The following is a 15,588-nucleotide window of genomic DNA, read 5'->3' as shown; positions in this document are numbered from 1 at the left end:
ACCGTGGGTTCACGTGAGCCATGAGCAACCGCTGCCGTCGATCACGAGACGGCGAGCCCTGACCGCCTTTGCGGTCGGTGTCGTCGCGCCGGGTGCTCTCGCCGCCTGCATGCGAACCGGCGGCACGCCCGCCGGAGATGAGGCCGCCGAGGAGGCGGCCAAGGCGCCGACCATCACCTACGAACCCTCCGACGCCGCCGACGAGGTGGTGCCCACCGGCAGCGTCGGCGTCAAGGTGACCGACGGCTGGTTCCAGAAGGTCACGCTGACCAACACGAGCACCGGCAAGGTCGTCGCGGGTGCGCTGAACAAGGACCGGACCGCGTACACGATCTCCGAGTCGCTCGGCTACGGCGCGTCCTACGCATGGGCGGGCTCCGCGGTCGGCGAGGACGGCAAGGCGGTGCCCCTGTCCGGGACGTTCACCACGGTGACGCCGACGACCGAGGTCAGCGGCCGGTTCCAACTCGCCGACGGGCAGACCGTCGGCGTCGCGGCGCCGATCATCCTGCAGTTCGACGCCGCCATCGCCGAAGGCGACCGCGCTGAGGTGGAGAAGGCGCTGAAGGTGACCACCACCCCGCCGGTGGAGGGGAGCTGGGCCTGGCTGCCCGACGAAGCCGGCGGCTCGCGGGTGCACTGGCGTACCAAGGACTACTACCCGGCAGGCACCACCGTGCGCGTCGAGGCCGACCTCTACGGCGTTCCCTTCGGCAGTGGGGCCTACGGCGCCGCCGATTCGACCCTCGACTTCACCATCGGCCGGTTCCAGGTCGTCAAGGCCGAGGCATCCAGTCACCGCATCCAGGTTGTCACCGACGCGGGCGTCATCATGGACTTCCCGTGCAGCTACGGCGAGGGCGATCTGGACCGCAATGTCACCCGTAGCGGCATCCACGTGGTCACCGAGAAGTACGAGGACTTCTACATGACCAACCCCGCCGCCGGTTACGCCAACGTGCGCGAGCGGTTCGCGGTGCGGATCTCCAACAACGGCGAGTTCATCCACGCAAACCCGGCCAGCTCGGGCGCCCAGGGCAACAGCAACGTCACCAACGGATGCATCAACCTGTCCCTGACCGACGCCGAGCAGTATTTCAACGTCGCGATGTACGGCGACCCCGTCGAGGTCACGGGCACACGGATCCAGCTGTCCTACGCCGACGGCGACATCTGGGACTGGGCTGTCCCGTGGGACGAGTGGACGTCGATGTCGGCGCTGTCGGCGGCCGCGAAGCCCGACGGGATCCCGAGCAACGCGCCGGCCACCCCGTCCGGCGCCCCGCAGCCGGCGGGGAGCCGACCCGGCGGTTAGGCGCCGGTGGCGGCCTCAGTCGTCGCCGGTCCAGAACGCTTCCAGGACCATCGCTTCGAGGGTGCTCATCTCCGGCACGGCTTCCAGCGTCGAGTCGATCGCGTGAGTGGGCAGAGTCAGAGTTGCCATCGCAGTCCTCGCCTGTGAGTTGCGCCTTGATCGGACGCTACCCAGCTTCGTGGCCGAAGCGAAGAATTTCCCGGGCCGTATCCCAAGAAATTGGCATCGAAAGTGCTGACAGAATGCTGAGAGTCACTACTGCCTGTTGAAGCGCGAGCCGCTGGCCCCGCTGACCTGGTCGCGCGGTCGGACGACGATGAGATCCAGGTCGACGTGCGACGGCCGGCTCGCGACGAATCCGACCACCTCGGCGATGTCCTCGGCCACCAGTGGCGCGACTCCCTGGTAGACCTTGTCGGCGCGCTCCTCGTCTCCCTCGAACCGGTTCAGAGAGAACTCGGTCTTCACCATTCCTGGCGCAACTTCGGTGAGCCGCACCGGTTTTCCGAGTAGCTCGCTGCGCAGCGTGCGGTGCAGGACACCCTGGGCGTGCTTGGCCGAGGTGTAGCCACCGCCGTTGTCATAGATCTCCACCGCGGCGATCGAGGTGATCGTGACGATGAGCCCGTCGCCGGAGTCGATCAGCTTGGGCAGCAGTGCGCGCGTCACATGTAGCGTGCCGAGAACGTTCGACTCCCACATCCAGCGCCAGTGCTCGACGTCCGCGTCGGCGATCGACTCCAGCCCGCGGGCCCCACCTGCGTTGTTGACGAGCACGTCCACCCGGTCGAGACGGCCAGCCATGGCCGCCACCGCGGTCGGATCGGTGACGTCGGCCACAATCGCCGTGCCGTCGATCTCGGCGGCCAACGCCTTGATGGGTTCCTCTCGACGAGCCACGCAGATGACGTGAAAGCCTTGGGCGGCAAGGGTTCTCGCGGTAGCCTCGCCGATTCCGGCACTGGCCCCGGTGACCACCGCGACCCGGCGGGCGTCTGTTGGTGTCGTCATGGACACAAGCCTAGGCCCATCGAAGTTTGCTTCGCGCCGCCCGGCGCAGTCGTGCTACGTTGACCGCGTGTCCCGGAACAGTCAGGCAGTTCTCGCTGCCGCGCGGCGTGCGTGTTGTTGTTGCGCACCCCGCCGCGCCTGACTGCCCGGACTGATCACGTCCTGCTGAGTCGCCAAGGTGTGGCCTCGCCCCACCATCGGACTCGACTCGAAGGACCATCCCGTGAGCACCACCCTTACCCAGCGTCCCCGCACCGCAACCACCACGCGGGCGACGTCGACCACCGGCACCGGGCGCTACCCGCAGGCCCTTCTGCACCACATCGTCGCGCCCTCGCTGCGTGTGCCCGAGGCTGCCGCCGCAGCGGTGTTCGCAGCCGCCAGGCAGCGCGGACCCATCGCCCGCGATGTGATCGCGCAGGTCACCGGGCTGAGCATCGCCACGGTGAACCGCCAGGTCACAGCCCTGCTCGACGCGGGGTTGCTTCGCGAGCGGGCCGACCTCGCCGCCTCCGGTGCGATCGGCAGGCCGCGAGTGCCGGTGGAGGTCAACCATGAACCCTTCCTGACCCTCGGCATTCACATCGGTGCCCGCACCACCAGCATCGTGGCCGCCGATCTGTTCGGTCGCACGCTCGACGTCGTCGAGACCCCCACCCCCCGCGGACATCAGGCCGCGGCCCTGGCTGCCGTCGCGGGCAGCGCACGCCGCTACCTGAGCCGCTGGCACCGGCGCCGCCCGCTGTGGGTCGGCGTCGCGACCGGAGGTGTCGTCGACAGCGCCACCGGATATCTGGATCATCCCCGGCTGGGCTGGTCGGATGCGCCCGTCGGGCCGGTGCTGGCCGAATCGCTGAGCCTGCCCGTCTCGGTGGCCTCGCATGTGGACGCCATGGCCGGTGCCGAACTGCTGCTCGGCGTGCGCAGGCAGCCGACGAAGGCGGCCACCAGCCTCTACGTCTACGCCCGCGAAACCGTCGGCTACGCGCTGTCGATCGGGGGGCAGGTGCATTCCCCCTCCAGCGGCCCCGGCACGATCGCGGCACTGCCCGTCCACTCCGAATTGCTGGGCGGCACAGGGCGATTGGAATCCACCGTGAGCGACGAGGCGGTGCTCGCGGCGGCCAGGAGGGCGCGCATCGTTGCCGCCGACGGTCCGACCTCGACCGTGACGGCCGTGCTGCGCGCCGCCCGGCAGGGCAACGACCAGGCTGCCGCGCTGGTCGCCGAACGCGCACGGGTGCTCGGCGAGGCCGTCGCGCTGCTGCGCGACATGCTCAACCCGGACGATCTCGTCGTCGGCGGCCAGGCATTCACCGAATACCCGGAGGGCATGAGCGTCGTCGAGTCGTCGTTCGCGGAGCGCTCGGTGCTGGGTCACCGAGACATCCGCGTGACGGCGTTCGGCAACCGGGTGCAGGAGGCCGGTGCCGGCATCGTGTCCCTCGGCGGGCTGTACGCCGATCCGATCGCCGCGATGCGCCGGGCGCACGCCCGCAGGCCCGAAGTGAGCGCATGAGCATGGCCTGCACGCCGGAAGGTTAGAAACTTCCGCTGCGGTGTAGACATGACACTGTGCGTCTAGCGACCGATCCGGCCGGCTCACCGACCGGGCTGCCCACACCACGGCGGGTAGCGGTGTTGTCCGTACACACGTCGCCGCTGGCCCAGCCGGGCACCGGCGATGCGGGCGGGATGAACGTCTACGTCCTGCAAACCTCCCTCGAACTGGCCCGCCGGGGCGTCGAGGTCGAGATCTTCACCAGGGCCACGTCATCGGCCGACGAGCCCGTCGTACCGGTGGCGCCCGGCGTCCTCGTTCGCAACGTCGTGGCGGGTCCGTTCGAAGGGCTGGACAAGAACGACCTGCCGACCCAGCTGTGTGCGTTCACGGCCGGGGTCCTGCGTGCCGAGGCCACCCATGAGCCCGGTTACTACGACATCCTGCACTCCCACTACTGGCTGTCGGGCCAGGTCGGCTGGTTGGCCGCTGACCGGTGGGCAGTGCCCCTGGTGCACACCGCCCACACGCTGGCCGCGGTCAAGAACGCCTCGCTGGCGGTCGGAGACACCGCGGAACCGCCGATGCGCTCGGTGGGTGAGCAGCAGGTGGTCGACGAAGCCGACCGGCTGATCGTGAACACCGAACACGAAGCGCAGCAACTGGTTTCGCTCCATCAAGCCGATCCGGCGCGCATCGACGTCGTCCACCCCGGCGTCGACCTCACGACGTTCACCCCCGGCGACCGCCTCGCCGCCCGCGCCGCGCTAAGACTCGACGCAGACGCCAGGATCGTGGCGTTCGTCGGACGGATCCAGCCGCTCAAGGCTCCGGACGTGCTGCTGCGGGCGGCGGCGCTCCTGCCCGGGGTCCAGGTGCTCGTCGCGGGCGGGCCGTCGGGATCCGGATTGGCGACCCCGGACAACCTCGTGAGCCTGGCGGCCGAACTCGGTATCGCCGACCGCGTGACATTCCTTCCGCCGCAGTCGCGCGAGGAACTGGTGCGGGTCTATCGGGCAGCCGACATCGTCGCGGTGCCCAGCCACAACGAATCCTTCGGTCTGGTGGCGGTGGAGGCACAGGCGTGCGGGACGCCGGTGGTCGCCGCCGCCGTCGGCGGTCTCCCCGTCGCGGTGCGGGACGGCGTCACCGGAGCCCTGGTCGACGGGCACGACCCGGAGGCGTGGGCGAAGACGCTCGACGAGGTGCTCAAAGCCGATCCGGCCGCCCTCGGCGTCGCCGCGGTCGATCACGCCGCGACGTTCTCGTGGGCGCACACCGTCGACGCGCTGCTGGCCGGTTACGGCCGCGCCATCGCCGACTACCGCGCCGAACACCAGCGGCAGCTCGCCGCGCAACGCAGCGGACGACGATTCTCGATGAGGCGAGGAGTACGAGCGTGAGCACGACGGTTCAGGACGTCATCGAGGCGACACTCAACGAGAGCGACCTCGAATACACCCTGCACGAAGGCGCGGCGGGCGGGCTGCCCGGGCTGATCGTGGCGCTGCCCGGCGAGCGCAGGCTCAAGACCAACACGATCCTCTCGATCGGCGAACACTCGGTTCGGGTCGAGGCGTTCGTGTGCCGCAGGCCCGACGAGAACTTCGAGGGCGTCTACAAATTCCTTCTCAAACGCAACCGCAGGCTCTACGGGGTCGCCTACACCCTCGACAATGTCGGTGACATCTATCTCGTCGGCAGGATGGCCCTGTCGTCGGTGACCTCCGAGGAGGTCGACCGGGTGCTGGGCCAGGTGCTCGAGGCTGTGGACGCGGACTTCAACACGTTGCTGGAGTTGGGTTTTCGCACATCCATCCAGAAGGAGTGGGAGTGGCGGGTCTCCCGCGGGGAGTCGCTGAAGAACCTGCAGGCCTTCCAGCATCTCATCGAGGACGACTGAGCTCCGACGACAGCGGCGACGGCCGGTCCGTGGCGTGAGAGGATTTTCCTCATGGCTGATACCGCGACGCTGATCCTGCTCCGCCATGGTGAGAGCGAATGGAATGCGCTCAACCTGTTCACGGGATGGGTCGACGTCGACCTGACCGACAAGGGGCGTGCCGAGGCGGCCCGCGCCGGCGAGCTCATCAAGGAACAGGACCGCCAACCCGACGTGCTGTACACGTCGCTGTTGCGGCGCGCCATCACCACCGCCAATGTCGCGCTCGACAAGGCCGACCGGCACTGGATTCCGGTGCATCGCGACTGGCGCCTCAACGAACGTCACTACGGCGCCCTGCAGGGGCTCAACAAGGCCGAGACGAAGGCCAAGTACGGCGAGGAACAGTTCATGGCATGGCGTCGCAGCTACGACACCCCGCCCCCGCCGATCGAGGCCGGTTCGGAGTTCAGCCAGGACACCGAGGTGCGTTACGCCGGCATCGAGGGCGGCGCGCCGCTGACCGAATGCCTCAAAGATGTCGTCGAGCGGTTCGTGCCGTACTTCACTGAGGTGATCGTCCCCGACCTGAAAGCGGGCAAGACCGTGCTGATCGCCGCGCACGGCAATTCGCTGCGGGCACTCGTCAAGTACCTCGACAAAATGTCCGACGAGGACGTCGTCGGTCTCAACATCCCCACCGGCATTCCGCTGCGCTACGACCTGGATGACACGCTTTCTCCGATCGTCGCCGGCGGCAGCTATCTCGACCCGGATGCGGCGGCCGCCGGAGCGGCGGCGGTGGCCGCGCAGGGAGCCAAGTAGCGCGTCGCGCCCCGGGCAGCCGGCAAACGGCGGGTGAACAATGGAGGACGGTGGTTCGAACATCCGTCTTTGGGTTTGTGACTTGTCCCGTTTTGGCTGCACGCTGCTGGGATGACGTTCACCGAATGCGTACGATTTGCGCGTGAGTGTCATCTCGGCGCTGCTTCTCGCAGCGGTCGTGGCACTGCTCGCGTTGTCGATCGGTGCGGCGATCGGGGTTCGGGTGGCGCCGCGGCTTCAGGAACGCCAGCAACGGCGTTCGGCCGAACAGACGGGCATCACGGTGTCGCGGATGCTCGAGCACATCGTGTCGCAATCACCGGTCGGGATCGTGGTCGTCGACAATTTCCGTGACGTCGTCTACACCAATGACCGCGCCGAAGAGCTCGGCCTCGTGCGGGAGCGCCTGCTGGACGACAGGGCGTGGGTGGCGGCGGAACGCACACTGGCCACGGGCGAGCAGGGTGACTTCGACCTTTCACCCCGCAAGCGCAGCAGGCCGGGGCGGTCCGGCCTTTCGGTGCGCGGCCATGTCCGCCTGCTGACCGAAGAGGATCGCCGGTTCGCCGTGGTCTACGTCGACGACCAGTCCGAACACGCCAGGATGGAGGCGACGCGACGCGATTTCGTGGCCAACGTCAGCCATGAGCTCAAGACGCCGGTCGGTGCGGTCGGGGTGCTTGCCGAAGCGGTGCTGGCCTCCAGCGACGATCCCGAGACGGTCAAGCACTTCGCCGAGAAGATGGTCACCGAATCCAACCGGCTGGCCAACATGGTCGGCGAACTCATCGAGCTGTCTCGGCTGCAGGGCGGCGAGCGGCTGCCCGACCTCGAAGTGGTGGACGTCGACAGCGTCGTCTCCGAGGCGCTGTCGCGGCACAAAGTGGCCGCTGACAACGCCGACATCGCCATCACCACGGATACGCCGACCGGCTACCGGGTGCTCGGGGACCAGACTCTGCTGGTCACCGCCATCGCGAACCTGGTGTCTAATGCAATCGCCTACTCGCCCAACGGTTCTGCGGTCTCGATCAGCCGCCGTCGGCGGGGCGAGAACATCGAGATCGCGGTCACCGACCGCGGTATCGGCATCGCGCCCAGCGACCAGGAACGGGTCTTCGAACGATTCTTCCGTGTCGACAAGGCACGGTCCCGGGCCACCGGTGGCACCGGGCTCGGGCTGGCGATCGTCAAACACGTCGCCGCCAACCACAACGGCTCCATCCGCCTCTGGAGTCAACCGGGCACCGGTTCCACCTTCACGCTGTCGATTCCGGCGGCCCTTCCCCATCATCTCCGCGGCGACGATGCCGATGGTGCTGACCATCTTCCTGAACGAGAGGACTGATACATCGATGACCAGCGTGCTGATCGTGGAGGACGAGGAGTCCTTGGCCGATCCCCTGGCCTTCCTCCTCCGAAAAGAGGGCTTCGAAGCCACCGTGGTGGCCGACGGGCCTTCGGCTCTGGCCGAGTTCGAACGGGCGGGCGCCGACATCGTGCTGCTGGACCTCATGCTGCCGGGGATGAGCGGCACGGATGTCTGCAAGCAGTTGCGGTCCCGTTCCAGCGTCCCGGTCATCATGGTGACGGCCCGTGACAGCGAGATCGACAAGGTCGTGGGGCTCGAGCTCGGTGCGGATGACTACGTCACCAAGCCTTACTCTGCCCGCGAGCTGATCGCCCGCATCCGCGCCGTGCTGCGCCGGGGATCCGACGGCGAGGATCCCGGTATCGCCGACGGGGTACTGGAGGCCGGGCCTGTGCGCATGGACGTGGAGCGGCACGTCGTCAGTGTGAACGGCCAGCCGATCACGTTGCCGCTCAAGGAGTTCGACCTGCTCGAGTATCTGATGCGCAACAGCGGACGGGTACTCACCCGCGGCCAGCTGATCGACCGGGTGTGGGGCGCCGATTACGTGGGCGACACCAAGACACTCGATGTGCACGTCAAGCGGCTGCGCAGCAAGATCGAGGCGGATCCGGCCAACCCGGTGCATCTGGTCACCGTGCGAGGACTGGGATACAAGCTGGAGGGCTGATCGCCCGTCGTGCAGGCAGGGAGCGGTAGTCGTCGTGAACGACTGCCGCTCCTTTTGCTTTGCGGCTCGACCTTTGGTGGCTTACCGATTTGCTGAAAACTGATCAGCGACCCAGGATGGCATCGACCAGGGTAGGCAAATACTGTGATTTCAGTCACAGTGAGCAGGCGCGGTGGCCGTCCCACCTGTTTGCTTCGTGGTGTCGCGCGCGACGTCGATAGCCCATCAAGATAGCTTGCCCAGCTGTCATCTGTAACGCTTTGTTCCAGTTCATCGGACTGTATTGCGGGCGTGGGAAATTGCTTGTTCTGCCCTTGCGGGAGAATTTGCTGATCGCAGATAGTGTCCAAGGCTGACAACTTTGCGCGGTGATATGGTCTCCCCACAGCATCGCGCGCGTCGAACGCATAGCAATCGATAGCGAATGAATGGCACTTTGCGAGCGCGGTGACGTCGGGGTGATGTGGCGGAAACGGGCCTGCAACGTCGAGAGAACGGAGCCGAGCGTGGCCGAGCTGACGGTTCCGGGCGCGCGATCGACCACGCTCACGTCTGTCTGCATCCCGGCCTACCAGGCCGAAAGACATCTCCGGGTCACCCTCGACAGCGTCCTTGACCAGACCCATCCGAACCTCGAGGTGGTGGTGGTCGACAACAACAGCACCGACGGCACGGCCGCGATCCTCGACGAACTGACCGACCCGCGCGTCCGGGTGGTGCGAAACCCGACCACGGTGTCCATGGTCGACAACTTCAACATCGCCATCCGTGAGAGCCGGGGCGACTACGTCAAGCTCGTGTGTGCCGACGACACGCTGATGCCGGACTGCGTGCAGGTCCAGGCGGCTGCGCTCGACGCGATGCCCCACGTGAAGCTGGTGTCGGCCCGCACCGATTTCATCGATGACGACGGTGCGATGATGCGCCCGGCCCGCGGACTCGGCAAGATCGTCGGCAGGCAACCCGCCGATCACGTCGTGCGGTGCATTGTGCGCAGCGGCACCAATCCGATCGGTCCCCCCGTCGCGGCCATGTTCCGGCGCTCGGATTTCGACCGTTGCGGCAGCTTCCGGCCCGTCACCTCGTTTCTGAGTGAGCTCGACCTGTGGGTGCGCCTGCTCGAGCTCGGCGAGTTCTATGGCGTGCCGAAGACGCTGGCCGCATTCCGGATCGCGAGTGACTCCACGACAGCGCTGACCTCGGCGCGCTCGCAGCTGTCCCAGGTCGTCGGCTTCGCCGACAGGCTCGCCGCCGACCCCACCTGGAACGTCACCACCGGCGACCGGGTGTTCGGACGCCTGCGGTCCTACGACATGCAGCTGCGGCGTACGGGTCTCTATGCCCTGAGCGCCGTGCGCAGCGGCAGGCGCCGCATGAAGTCCCGCGCGGCACGGGTATGACCGTGAACGAGCGTGCCGAACGCAACATGCGGGTCAACACCGTCGCGCTGATCGTGTCGACGGCCTCGACCGGTGTTCTGGGGCTGGCGTTCTGGGCCGTCGTGGCCCGCCTGTTCCCAGCCCAAGAGGTCGGACTGGCGTCGGCGCTCATCACCTCGGCGGTGCTGCTGTCGACGATGTCCACCCTGGGCATCGACGTGCTGTACGAACGTTTCCTGCCGGTGGCTGGAACGCGGGCGCCACACCTGCTGAGGCGGGGCTTCCTGCTCGTCGCCGGCGCAGGGGTGCTTGTCGGGTCCGTCCTGGTGGCGGTCGGGCCGAGGGACCCGATGTTCCAATCCGGTTGGGCCATGGCCACTTTCCCGCTGATGGTGCTGACACTCGCGGTCTTCGCGCTGCTCGACAAAGCGGCCGCCGGGCTGGGGGTCGCGCGGTGGGCAGCGGTGAAGAACCTCGCACACGCCGTCGCGAAGCTCGCCGCCGTCGCCGCGCTGGCGATCTGGGAGCAGGCCGTCACGATTGTGCTCAGCTGGACGCTGACCGCCGGCGTGGCGGCGCTGTGCACCTACGCTGTCCTGCACCGTCGCAGCCGCACCCATCCCCGCTGGCAGCGGGCGGCGGACCTGCCCCCGAGCCGGCAGGTGTGGTCCTACTTCGGCTCGTCGTTCGGTATCGCGTCGCTGTGGTCGATCGGTCCTCTGGTGGTTCCGCTGATCGTGGTCACCCAGATCGGGCCGGTCGCCAACGCGCACTTCGCCGTGACGTGGGCGATGGTCAGCGCGCTCTACCTGATGATGCACCTCGTCGTGAGCCCCTATGTGGCCGAGGTGGCCGCACACCCCGCCCAGGTGCGCTCTCTGTCCTGGCGCATGGTGGGCATGCTGGCCGCGGTCGCCTTGGTCGCATCGGCGGGACTGCTGCTCGTCGGCCCGTTCATGCTCAGCCTCGCCGGTGACGAATACCGCTCGGAGGGCGGCGATCTGCTGCTGTTGGCGGCGGCGTTCCTACCGTTGTCCGCGGTGTCGGCCGCCTTCGAGGGATTCGCCCGCGTGCAACGCAGGCTCGCGCTCTACCTGTCGGTGCAGGCCCTCGTGACGGTGGTGATCCTCGCCGGATCGTGGTTCGGCACCAGGGCGATCGGGGTGACCGGCGTCGGCTGGGCGTACCTGGCCGCAGAAGGACTGTCGGCCTTGATCCTGATCGGTCCCGCCATCGCCTGGCTGCGAAGGGTGGGACGCGACCCCGATGCCGTGCCGCGCCTCGAGCCGGCCGACAGCGAGGCGGCCACCCTCGACCGATTCCAGGAGGGCTACACGTCATGACATGCCGTCTGTGCGGATCCAACCAGTTGCACAGTGTGCTGGACCTGGGGGCCACGCCACCGTGTGCGAAGTTCCTCACCGCCGATGAACTCGACCTGCCCGAGCAGACCTATCCGCTGCACCTGCGGTTGTGTCAGGACTGCCTGCTGCTGCAGATACCGGCGCTGATCACGCCGGAGGAGAATTTCACCGACTACTCCTACTACTCGTCCTTCTCGGGAAGCTGGGTCGAGCACGCGCGACGGTACGTCAGCGATGCCACCGAACGCGCTGGGCTGCAGCAGGATTCCTTCGTCGTCGAGGTCGCCAGCAACGACGGCTACCTCCTGCAGCACGTCGTCGCCGCCGGCATCGGGTGCCTCGGGATCGAACCGTCGGTGAACGTGGGCGCGGCGGCCCGGGAGCGCGGGGTGCCGACGTTGTCGGCGTTCCTGGACGAGAAGGTGGCAGCAGGCGTGCGTGCCGAGCACGGGCCCGCCGATCTGGTGGTGGCCAACAACGTCTACGCCCACATCCCCGATCTGGTGGGGTTCACACGTGCGTTGCGGACTCTGCTCGCCGACGACGGCTGGCTCAGCATCGAGGTGCACCACGCGATGAATCTCGTCGCGCTGGGCCAGTTCGACACCGTGTACCACGAGCATTTTCAGTACTACACCGTGCTGTCTGCGATGAGGGCGCTCGCGTCCGGTGGACTGTCGGTGGTGGATGTCGAGATGCTGTCGACGCATGGCGGGTCGATCAGGCTGTGGGCCCGCCCCACCGAGATCGCGGGCGCGCCGTCAGCTCGAGTCGACGAGGTGCTGCGCTCCGAGGCCGAGGCCGGTCTTCACCACGTCGACGGCTATCTCGGGCTGCGGCCCCGCACCGAAGCTATTCGCGCGGAACTGTTGCGGTTCCTGCTCGACTGCCGGGCACGCGGCGAGCGTGTGATCGGCTACGGGGCGCCCGGAAAAGGCAGCACCCTGCTGAACTACTGCGGTATCCGGACCGACCTCATCGAGTACACGGTCGACCGGAACCCTTACAAGCACGGACGTTTCACCCCGGGAACCCGCATCCCTGTCCTCGACCCCGCGCAGATCGACAAGGACCGGCCCGACGTGATCGTGGTGTTGCCGTGGAACCTGCGCACCGAGATCACCGACCAGCTCGCCCACACCGCCGAATGGGGTGCGCGCCTGGTGTTTCCACTTCCCACGCTGACCGTGGTGGACCTGACGGAAGGAACCTGGCAATGAAGGTCGTGCTGTTCTGTGGTGGCTACGGGATGCGGATGCGCAACGGCAGCGACGACACCATCCCCAAACCCATGCAATTGCTCGGGCCACGGCCGCTGATCTGGCATGTCATGCGCTACTACGCGCACTTCGGCCACACCGAATTCGTGTTGTGCCTCGGTTACGGGGGCGAGCACATCAAGAACTACTTCCTGACCTATCAGGAGACGGTGTCCAACGACTTCGTCATCCGCAACGGCAAGGTCGAGCTGTTGCAGACCGACATCAGCGACTGGTCGATCACGTTCGTCGACACCGGAACGGAATCGCCTATCGGAGAACGGCTCCGGCGGGTCAGGAAGTTCGTCGAAGACGACGAGTACTTCCTGGCCAACTACGCCGACGTGCTCACCGACGCACCGCTCAACGACATCATCGACGAGGTCAAGGCCGCCGGCGCGGCCGCCTCGATGCTGATCGTGCCGCCGCAGTCGTCGTTCCACTGCGTGGACATCGACGCGGGCGAGGGCGCCGCCAAGATCACGGGCATCACCCCGGTTTCGCGGCTCCCCATCTGGGAGAACGGCGGCTACTTCGTGATGACGTCGAAGGCCCTTGACCTGCTCACCGAGAACTGCGACCTCGTCGAGGACGTGTGCGCTCGCCTCGCCGACGAGGGAACGCTCTACGGGTACAAGCATCTCGGGTTCTGGAAACCCGCCGACACGTTCAAGGAGCGTGCCGAACTCGAGGCCGCCTACCGCAACGGCGACCGCCCGTGGGCCCTGTGGGAACGGGAAAAGGCGCCCCTCGCGTGATCACGCTGCTGACCGAGGCCGTTCACGAGGTCGCCGTGTTGGGCGCGCACTGCGACGACATCGCGATCGGCATGGGCGCAACGCTTCTCACGCTGTGCAGGGCCAACCCAGGTGTCGCGGTGCATGCGCTGGTGCTGTGCGGCGCAGGCACGGAACGCGAAGCGGAAGAGCGCGCGGCGCTGGAGGCGTTCTGCCCCGGTGCGCAGGTGCACGTGACGATGCTGGCCGTGCCCGACGGCCGTACGCCCGCGCACTGGGACGAGGTCAAGGACGGGCTGCAGGCTTTTCGCCGCACCTGTGATCCGCAGGTGGTGTTCAGCACCCAGCGCAACGACGCTCACCAGGATCACCGGCTGCTCGCCGAGTTGACACCGACGGAGTTCCGCGACCATCTGGTGCTGGGCTACGAGATCCTGAAATGGGAGTCGGACACCCCGTCCCCCAACGTGTTTCATCCGATCGATACGGCTACTGCCGAGGAGAAGGTCAGGTTGCTGCACAAGCACTATCCGTCACAGGCCGGCCGCGACTGGTTCGACGAACACTCCTTCCTCGGGCTGTCCCGGCTGCGCGGCGTGCAGTGCCGCAGCCCGCACGCCGAAGCGTTTCTCGCCGAGAAGGCCGTCCTGACGTTCGCGCAGGCGGGTGCGGCATGACCCAACGCGTCCTCGTCACGGGGCATCTCGGGTACCTCGGCACCGTGATGGTGCCGATTCTGCAGGCCGCCGGACATCAGGTCTCGGGACTCGACGTCGGGTACTTCGACGACTGCGTGCTCGGTCCGCGGCCCGCCGACCCCGCCGGGGTCACGGTCGACCTGCGCGACGTCGGGCCTGAGCACCTGCGCGACATCGATGCCGTGATCCACCTGGCCGCGCTGTCGAACGACCCGCTCGGCGCGCTGGTCCCCGAGGTCACACACGACATCAACCACCACGCGTCCGTCCGGCTGGCCCGCGCGGCGAAAGAGGCCGGGGTCAAGACCTTTCTGTACGCGTCGACCTGCTCGGTGTACGGAGCCGCCGGAGACGGCCTCGTCGACGAGGACGCACCACTGCACCCACTCACGCCCTACGCAGTCAGCAAGGTGCGCGTCGAAGACGACCTGACCGCCATGGCCGATACCGATTTCAGTCCCGTCTTCCTGCGCAACGCCACGGCTTTCGGCTTCTCACCCCGGTTGCGGGCGGACATCGTGCTCAACAACCTCGTCGGTTCGGCCGTGCTGACCGGCGTGGTGCGGGTGTTGTCCGACGGCACCCCGTGGCGTCCCCTGGTGCATGCACGCGACATCGCCGCCGCTTTCGCGCGGTGTCTGGAGATGCCCTCATCGGCGATCTCCTGCCGTGCGTTCAACATCGGCAGCGAGGCCAACAACGTCACCGTCGCGGAGATCGCGCAGTATGCGGCCCGAGCCGTTCCGGGATCCGAGGTGCTGATCACCGGGGAGACCGGAGCCGATCCGCGGTCGTATCGAGTCGATTTCGGCAGGGCGCGAACCGAACTCGGATTCGAGGCAGCTGTGTCGGTGGCCGAGGGTGCGGTCGAGCTGTCCTCGGCGTATCAGCAGTACGGCCTGTCCGCTGCCGACTTCGACGCGAAGTTCACCCGGTTGGCCCGGCTGGCGCACCTGCGTGACACCGGTGGCCTCGACGAGGAACTGCGCCGGGTCCCTGTGTCGCCGGCTAGCCGCGCAGATGCGTGACGAGCTCCGCCCAACTGCCCGCTGCCGCGTCACGGGGCGACAACAGGGTGGGAGGCAGCGGCCAGGCGATGCCGAGATCAGGGTCGTCATGGGCGACCGCGAGATCTTCGGTGGGGTCGTGGGGTCGGTCGATGCGGTAACACACGTCGGCGATGTCGCTGAGCGCCTGGAATCCGTGCAGCATCCCCGGCGGGACGTACAGGTGCCGAAATTCGATGTCGTCGAGCAGGAAGACCTCGTGCCTGCCGAACGTCGGCGACTGCGGACGGGCGTCGACGAGGACGTCGTGGACGGCGCCACGTGCGCACCGCACCAGCTTGGCCTCGCCGGCGCCGCTGCGCCCGTGCAGACCGCGGATCACGCCGCGCAGGGAGCGGGACTGCGAATCCTGCACGAACGTCGCCGCGGTGGTACTTCCGGCCCACTCGTCGAAGATCTGCGCGTCGAACGTGCGCGTGAACAGGCCGCGGTCGTCGTGGTGCGGCTGGGGTACGAAGGTGATGACACCCGAAAGCTGGGACGGTTCGATACGCACCTGGACATGGTG

At 67.5% G+C, this 15,588-nt stretch carries 15 protein-coding genes; 13 read left to right on the top strand and 2 right to left on the bottom strand.

The window, feature by feature from the left end:
* The first annotated feature begins 13 nt into the window (after positions 1–13).
* The gene (locus tag ACAG24_RS10460) at positions 14–1,315 is read left to right on the top strand and encodes a L,D-transpeptidase (protein WP_370471903.1); all 1,302 of its coding nucleotides are present in this window, start codon (positions 14–16) and stop codon (positions 1,313–1,315) included.
* A gap of 255 nt (positions 1,316–1,570) precedes the next feature.
* On the opposite strand, the gene ACAG24_RS10455 is transcribed toward ACAG24_RS10460, so the two are convergent.
* Entirely contained in the window at positions 1,571–2,326 is a 756-nt protein-coding gene (locus ACAG24_RS10455) for an SDR family oxidoreductase (RefSeq protein WP_370471904.1), read from the bottom strand.
* Between the two features lie 223 nt (positions 2,327–2,549).
* On the opposite strand from ACAG24_RS10455, the gene ACAG24_RS10450 reads away from it, so the two are divergent.
* The 12 genes from ACAG24_RS10450 to ACAG24_RS10395 all read left to right on the top strand — a co-directional run bounded on the left by ACAG24_RS10450 (position 2,550) and on the right by ACAG24_RS10395 (position 15,041).
* Positions 2,550–3,845: an ROK family transcriptional regulator gene (locus ACAG24_RS10450; RefSeq protein WP_370471905.1), complete on the top strand. Its 1,296-nt coding sequence runs from the start codon at positions 2,550–2,552 to the stop codon at positions 3,843–3,845.
* 56 nt (positions 3,846–3,901) lie between these two features.
* Positions 3,902–5,230: a D-inositol-3-phosphate glycosyltransferase gene (gene mshA / locus ACAG24_RS10445; RefSeq protein WP_370471906.1), complete on the top strand. Its 1,329-nt coding sequence runs from the start codon at positions 3,902–3,904 to the stop codon at positions 5,228–5,230.
* Entirely contained in the window at positions 5,227–5,730 is a 504-nt protein-coding gene (locus ACAG24_RS10440; RefSeq protein ID WP_370471907.1) for a type III secretion system chaperone family protein, read from the top strand. The genes mshA and ACAG24_RS10440 overlap by 4 nt, the downstream gene beginning before the upstream one ends.
* Before the next feature lie 51 nt (positions 5,731–5,781).
* On the top strand, positions 5,782–6,534 hold the full coding sequence (locus tag ACAG24_RS10435) for a phosphoglyceromutase (protein ID WP_370471908.1): 753 nt from the start codon (positions 5,782–5,784) through the stop codon (positions 6,532–6,534).
* A gap of 142 nt (positions 6,535–6,676) precedes the next feature.
* Complete coding sequence (locus ACAG24_RS10430) at positions 6,677–7,882, top strand: sensor histidine kinase (protein ID WP_370471909.1); 1,206 nt, start codon at positions 6,677–6,679, stop codon at positions 7,880–7,882.
* A gap of 7 nt (positions 7,883–7,889) precedes the next feature.
* A complete protein-coding gene (gene regX, locus ACAG24_RS10425; protein ID WP_024446069.1) occupies positions 7,890–8,576 on the top strand; it encodes a two-component sensory transduction protein RegX in 687 nt (228 codons plus the stop codon).
* Between the two features lie 506 nt (positions 8,577–9,082).
* Positions 9,083–9,976 (top strand): glycosyltransferase, encoded by an 894-nt coding sequence (locus tag ACAG24_RS10420; protein ID WP_370471910.1) that lies wholly within the window; start codon positions 9,083–9,085, stop codon positions 9,974–9,976.
* Positions 9,973–11,298, top strand: a complete 1,326-nt coding sequence (locus ACAG24_RS10415) for a lipopolysaccharide biosynthesis protein (RefSeq protein WP_370471911.1) — start codon at positions 9,973–9,975, stop codon at positions 11,296–11,298. The genes ACAG24_RS10420 and ACAG24_RS10415 overlap by 4 nt, the downstream gene beginning before the upstream one ends.
* On the top strand, positions 11,295–12,539 hold the full coding sequence (locus ACAG24_RS10410) for a methyltransferase domain-containing protein (RefSeq protein ID WP_370471912.1): 1,245 nt from the start codon (positions 11,295–11,297) through the stop codon (positions 12,537–12,539). Before ACAG24_RS10415 ends, ACAG24_RS10410 begins: the two co-directional genes overlap by 4 nt.
* On the top strand, positions 12,536–13,336 hold the full coding sequence (locus ACAG24_RS10405) for a glycosyltransferase family protein (protein WP_370471913.1): 801 nt from the start codon (positions 12,536–12,538) through the stop codon (positions 13,334–13,336). Before ACAG24_RS10410 ends, ACAG24_RS10405 begins: the two co-directional genes overlap by 4 nt.
* Complete coding sequence (locus ACAG24_RS10400) at positions 13,333–13,992, top strand: PIG-L deacetylase family protein (protein ID WP_370471914.1); 660 nt, start codon at positions 13,333–13,335, stop codon at positions 13,990–13,992. The genes ACAG24_RS10405 and ACAG24_RS10400 overlap by 4 nt, the downstream gene beginning before the upstream one ends.
* The gene (locus ACAG24_RS10395) at positions 13,989–15,041 is read left to right on the top strand and encodes an NAD-dependent epimerase/dehydratase family protein (RefSeq protein WP_370471915.1); all 1,053 of its coding nucleotides are present in this window, start codon (positions 13,989–13,991) and stop codon (positions 15,039–15,041) included. The genes ACAG24_RS10400 and ACAG24_RS10395 overlap by 4 nt, the downstream gene beginning before the upstream one ends.
* On the opposite strand, the gene ACAG24_RS10390 is transcribed toward ACAG24_RS10395, so the two are convergent.
* The gene (locus ACAG24_RS10390; protein ID WP_370471916.1) at positions 15,022–15,576 is read right to left on the bottom strand and encodes a dTDP-4-dehydrorhamnose 3,5-epimerase family protein; all 555 of its coding nucleotides are present in this window, start codon (positions 15,574–15,576) and stop codon (positions 15,022–15,024) included. The genes ACAG24_RS10395 and ACAG24_RS10390 overlap by 20 nt on opposite strands.
* Positions 15,577–15,588 lie beyond the last annotated feature (12 nt).

Origin of the sequence: Mycobacterium bulgaricum (genome assembly GCF_041287165.2) — a bacterium.
Taxonomy (GTDB): Bacteria; Actinomycetota; Actinomycetes; order Mycobacteriales; family Mycobacteriaceae; genus Mycobacterium; species Mycobacterium bulgaricum.
Note: the sequence above shows the minus strand (reverse complement) of the source record. Positions and strands in the feature narration are given on the sequence as shown.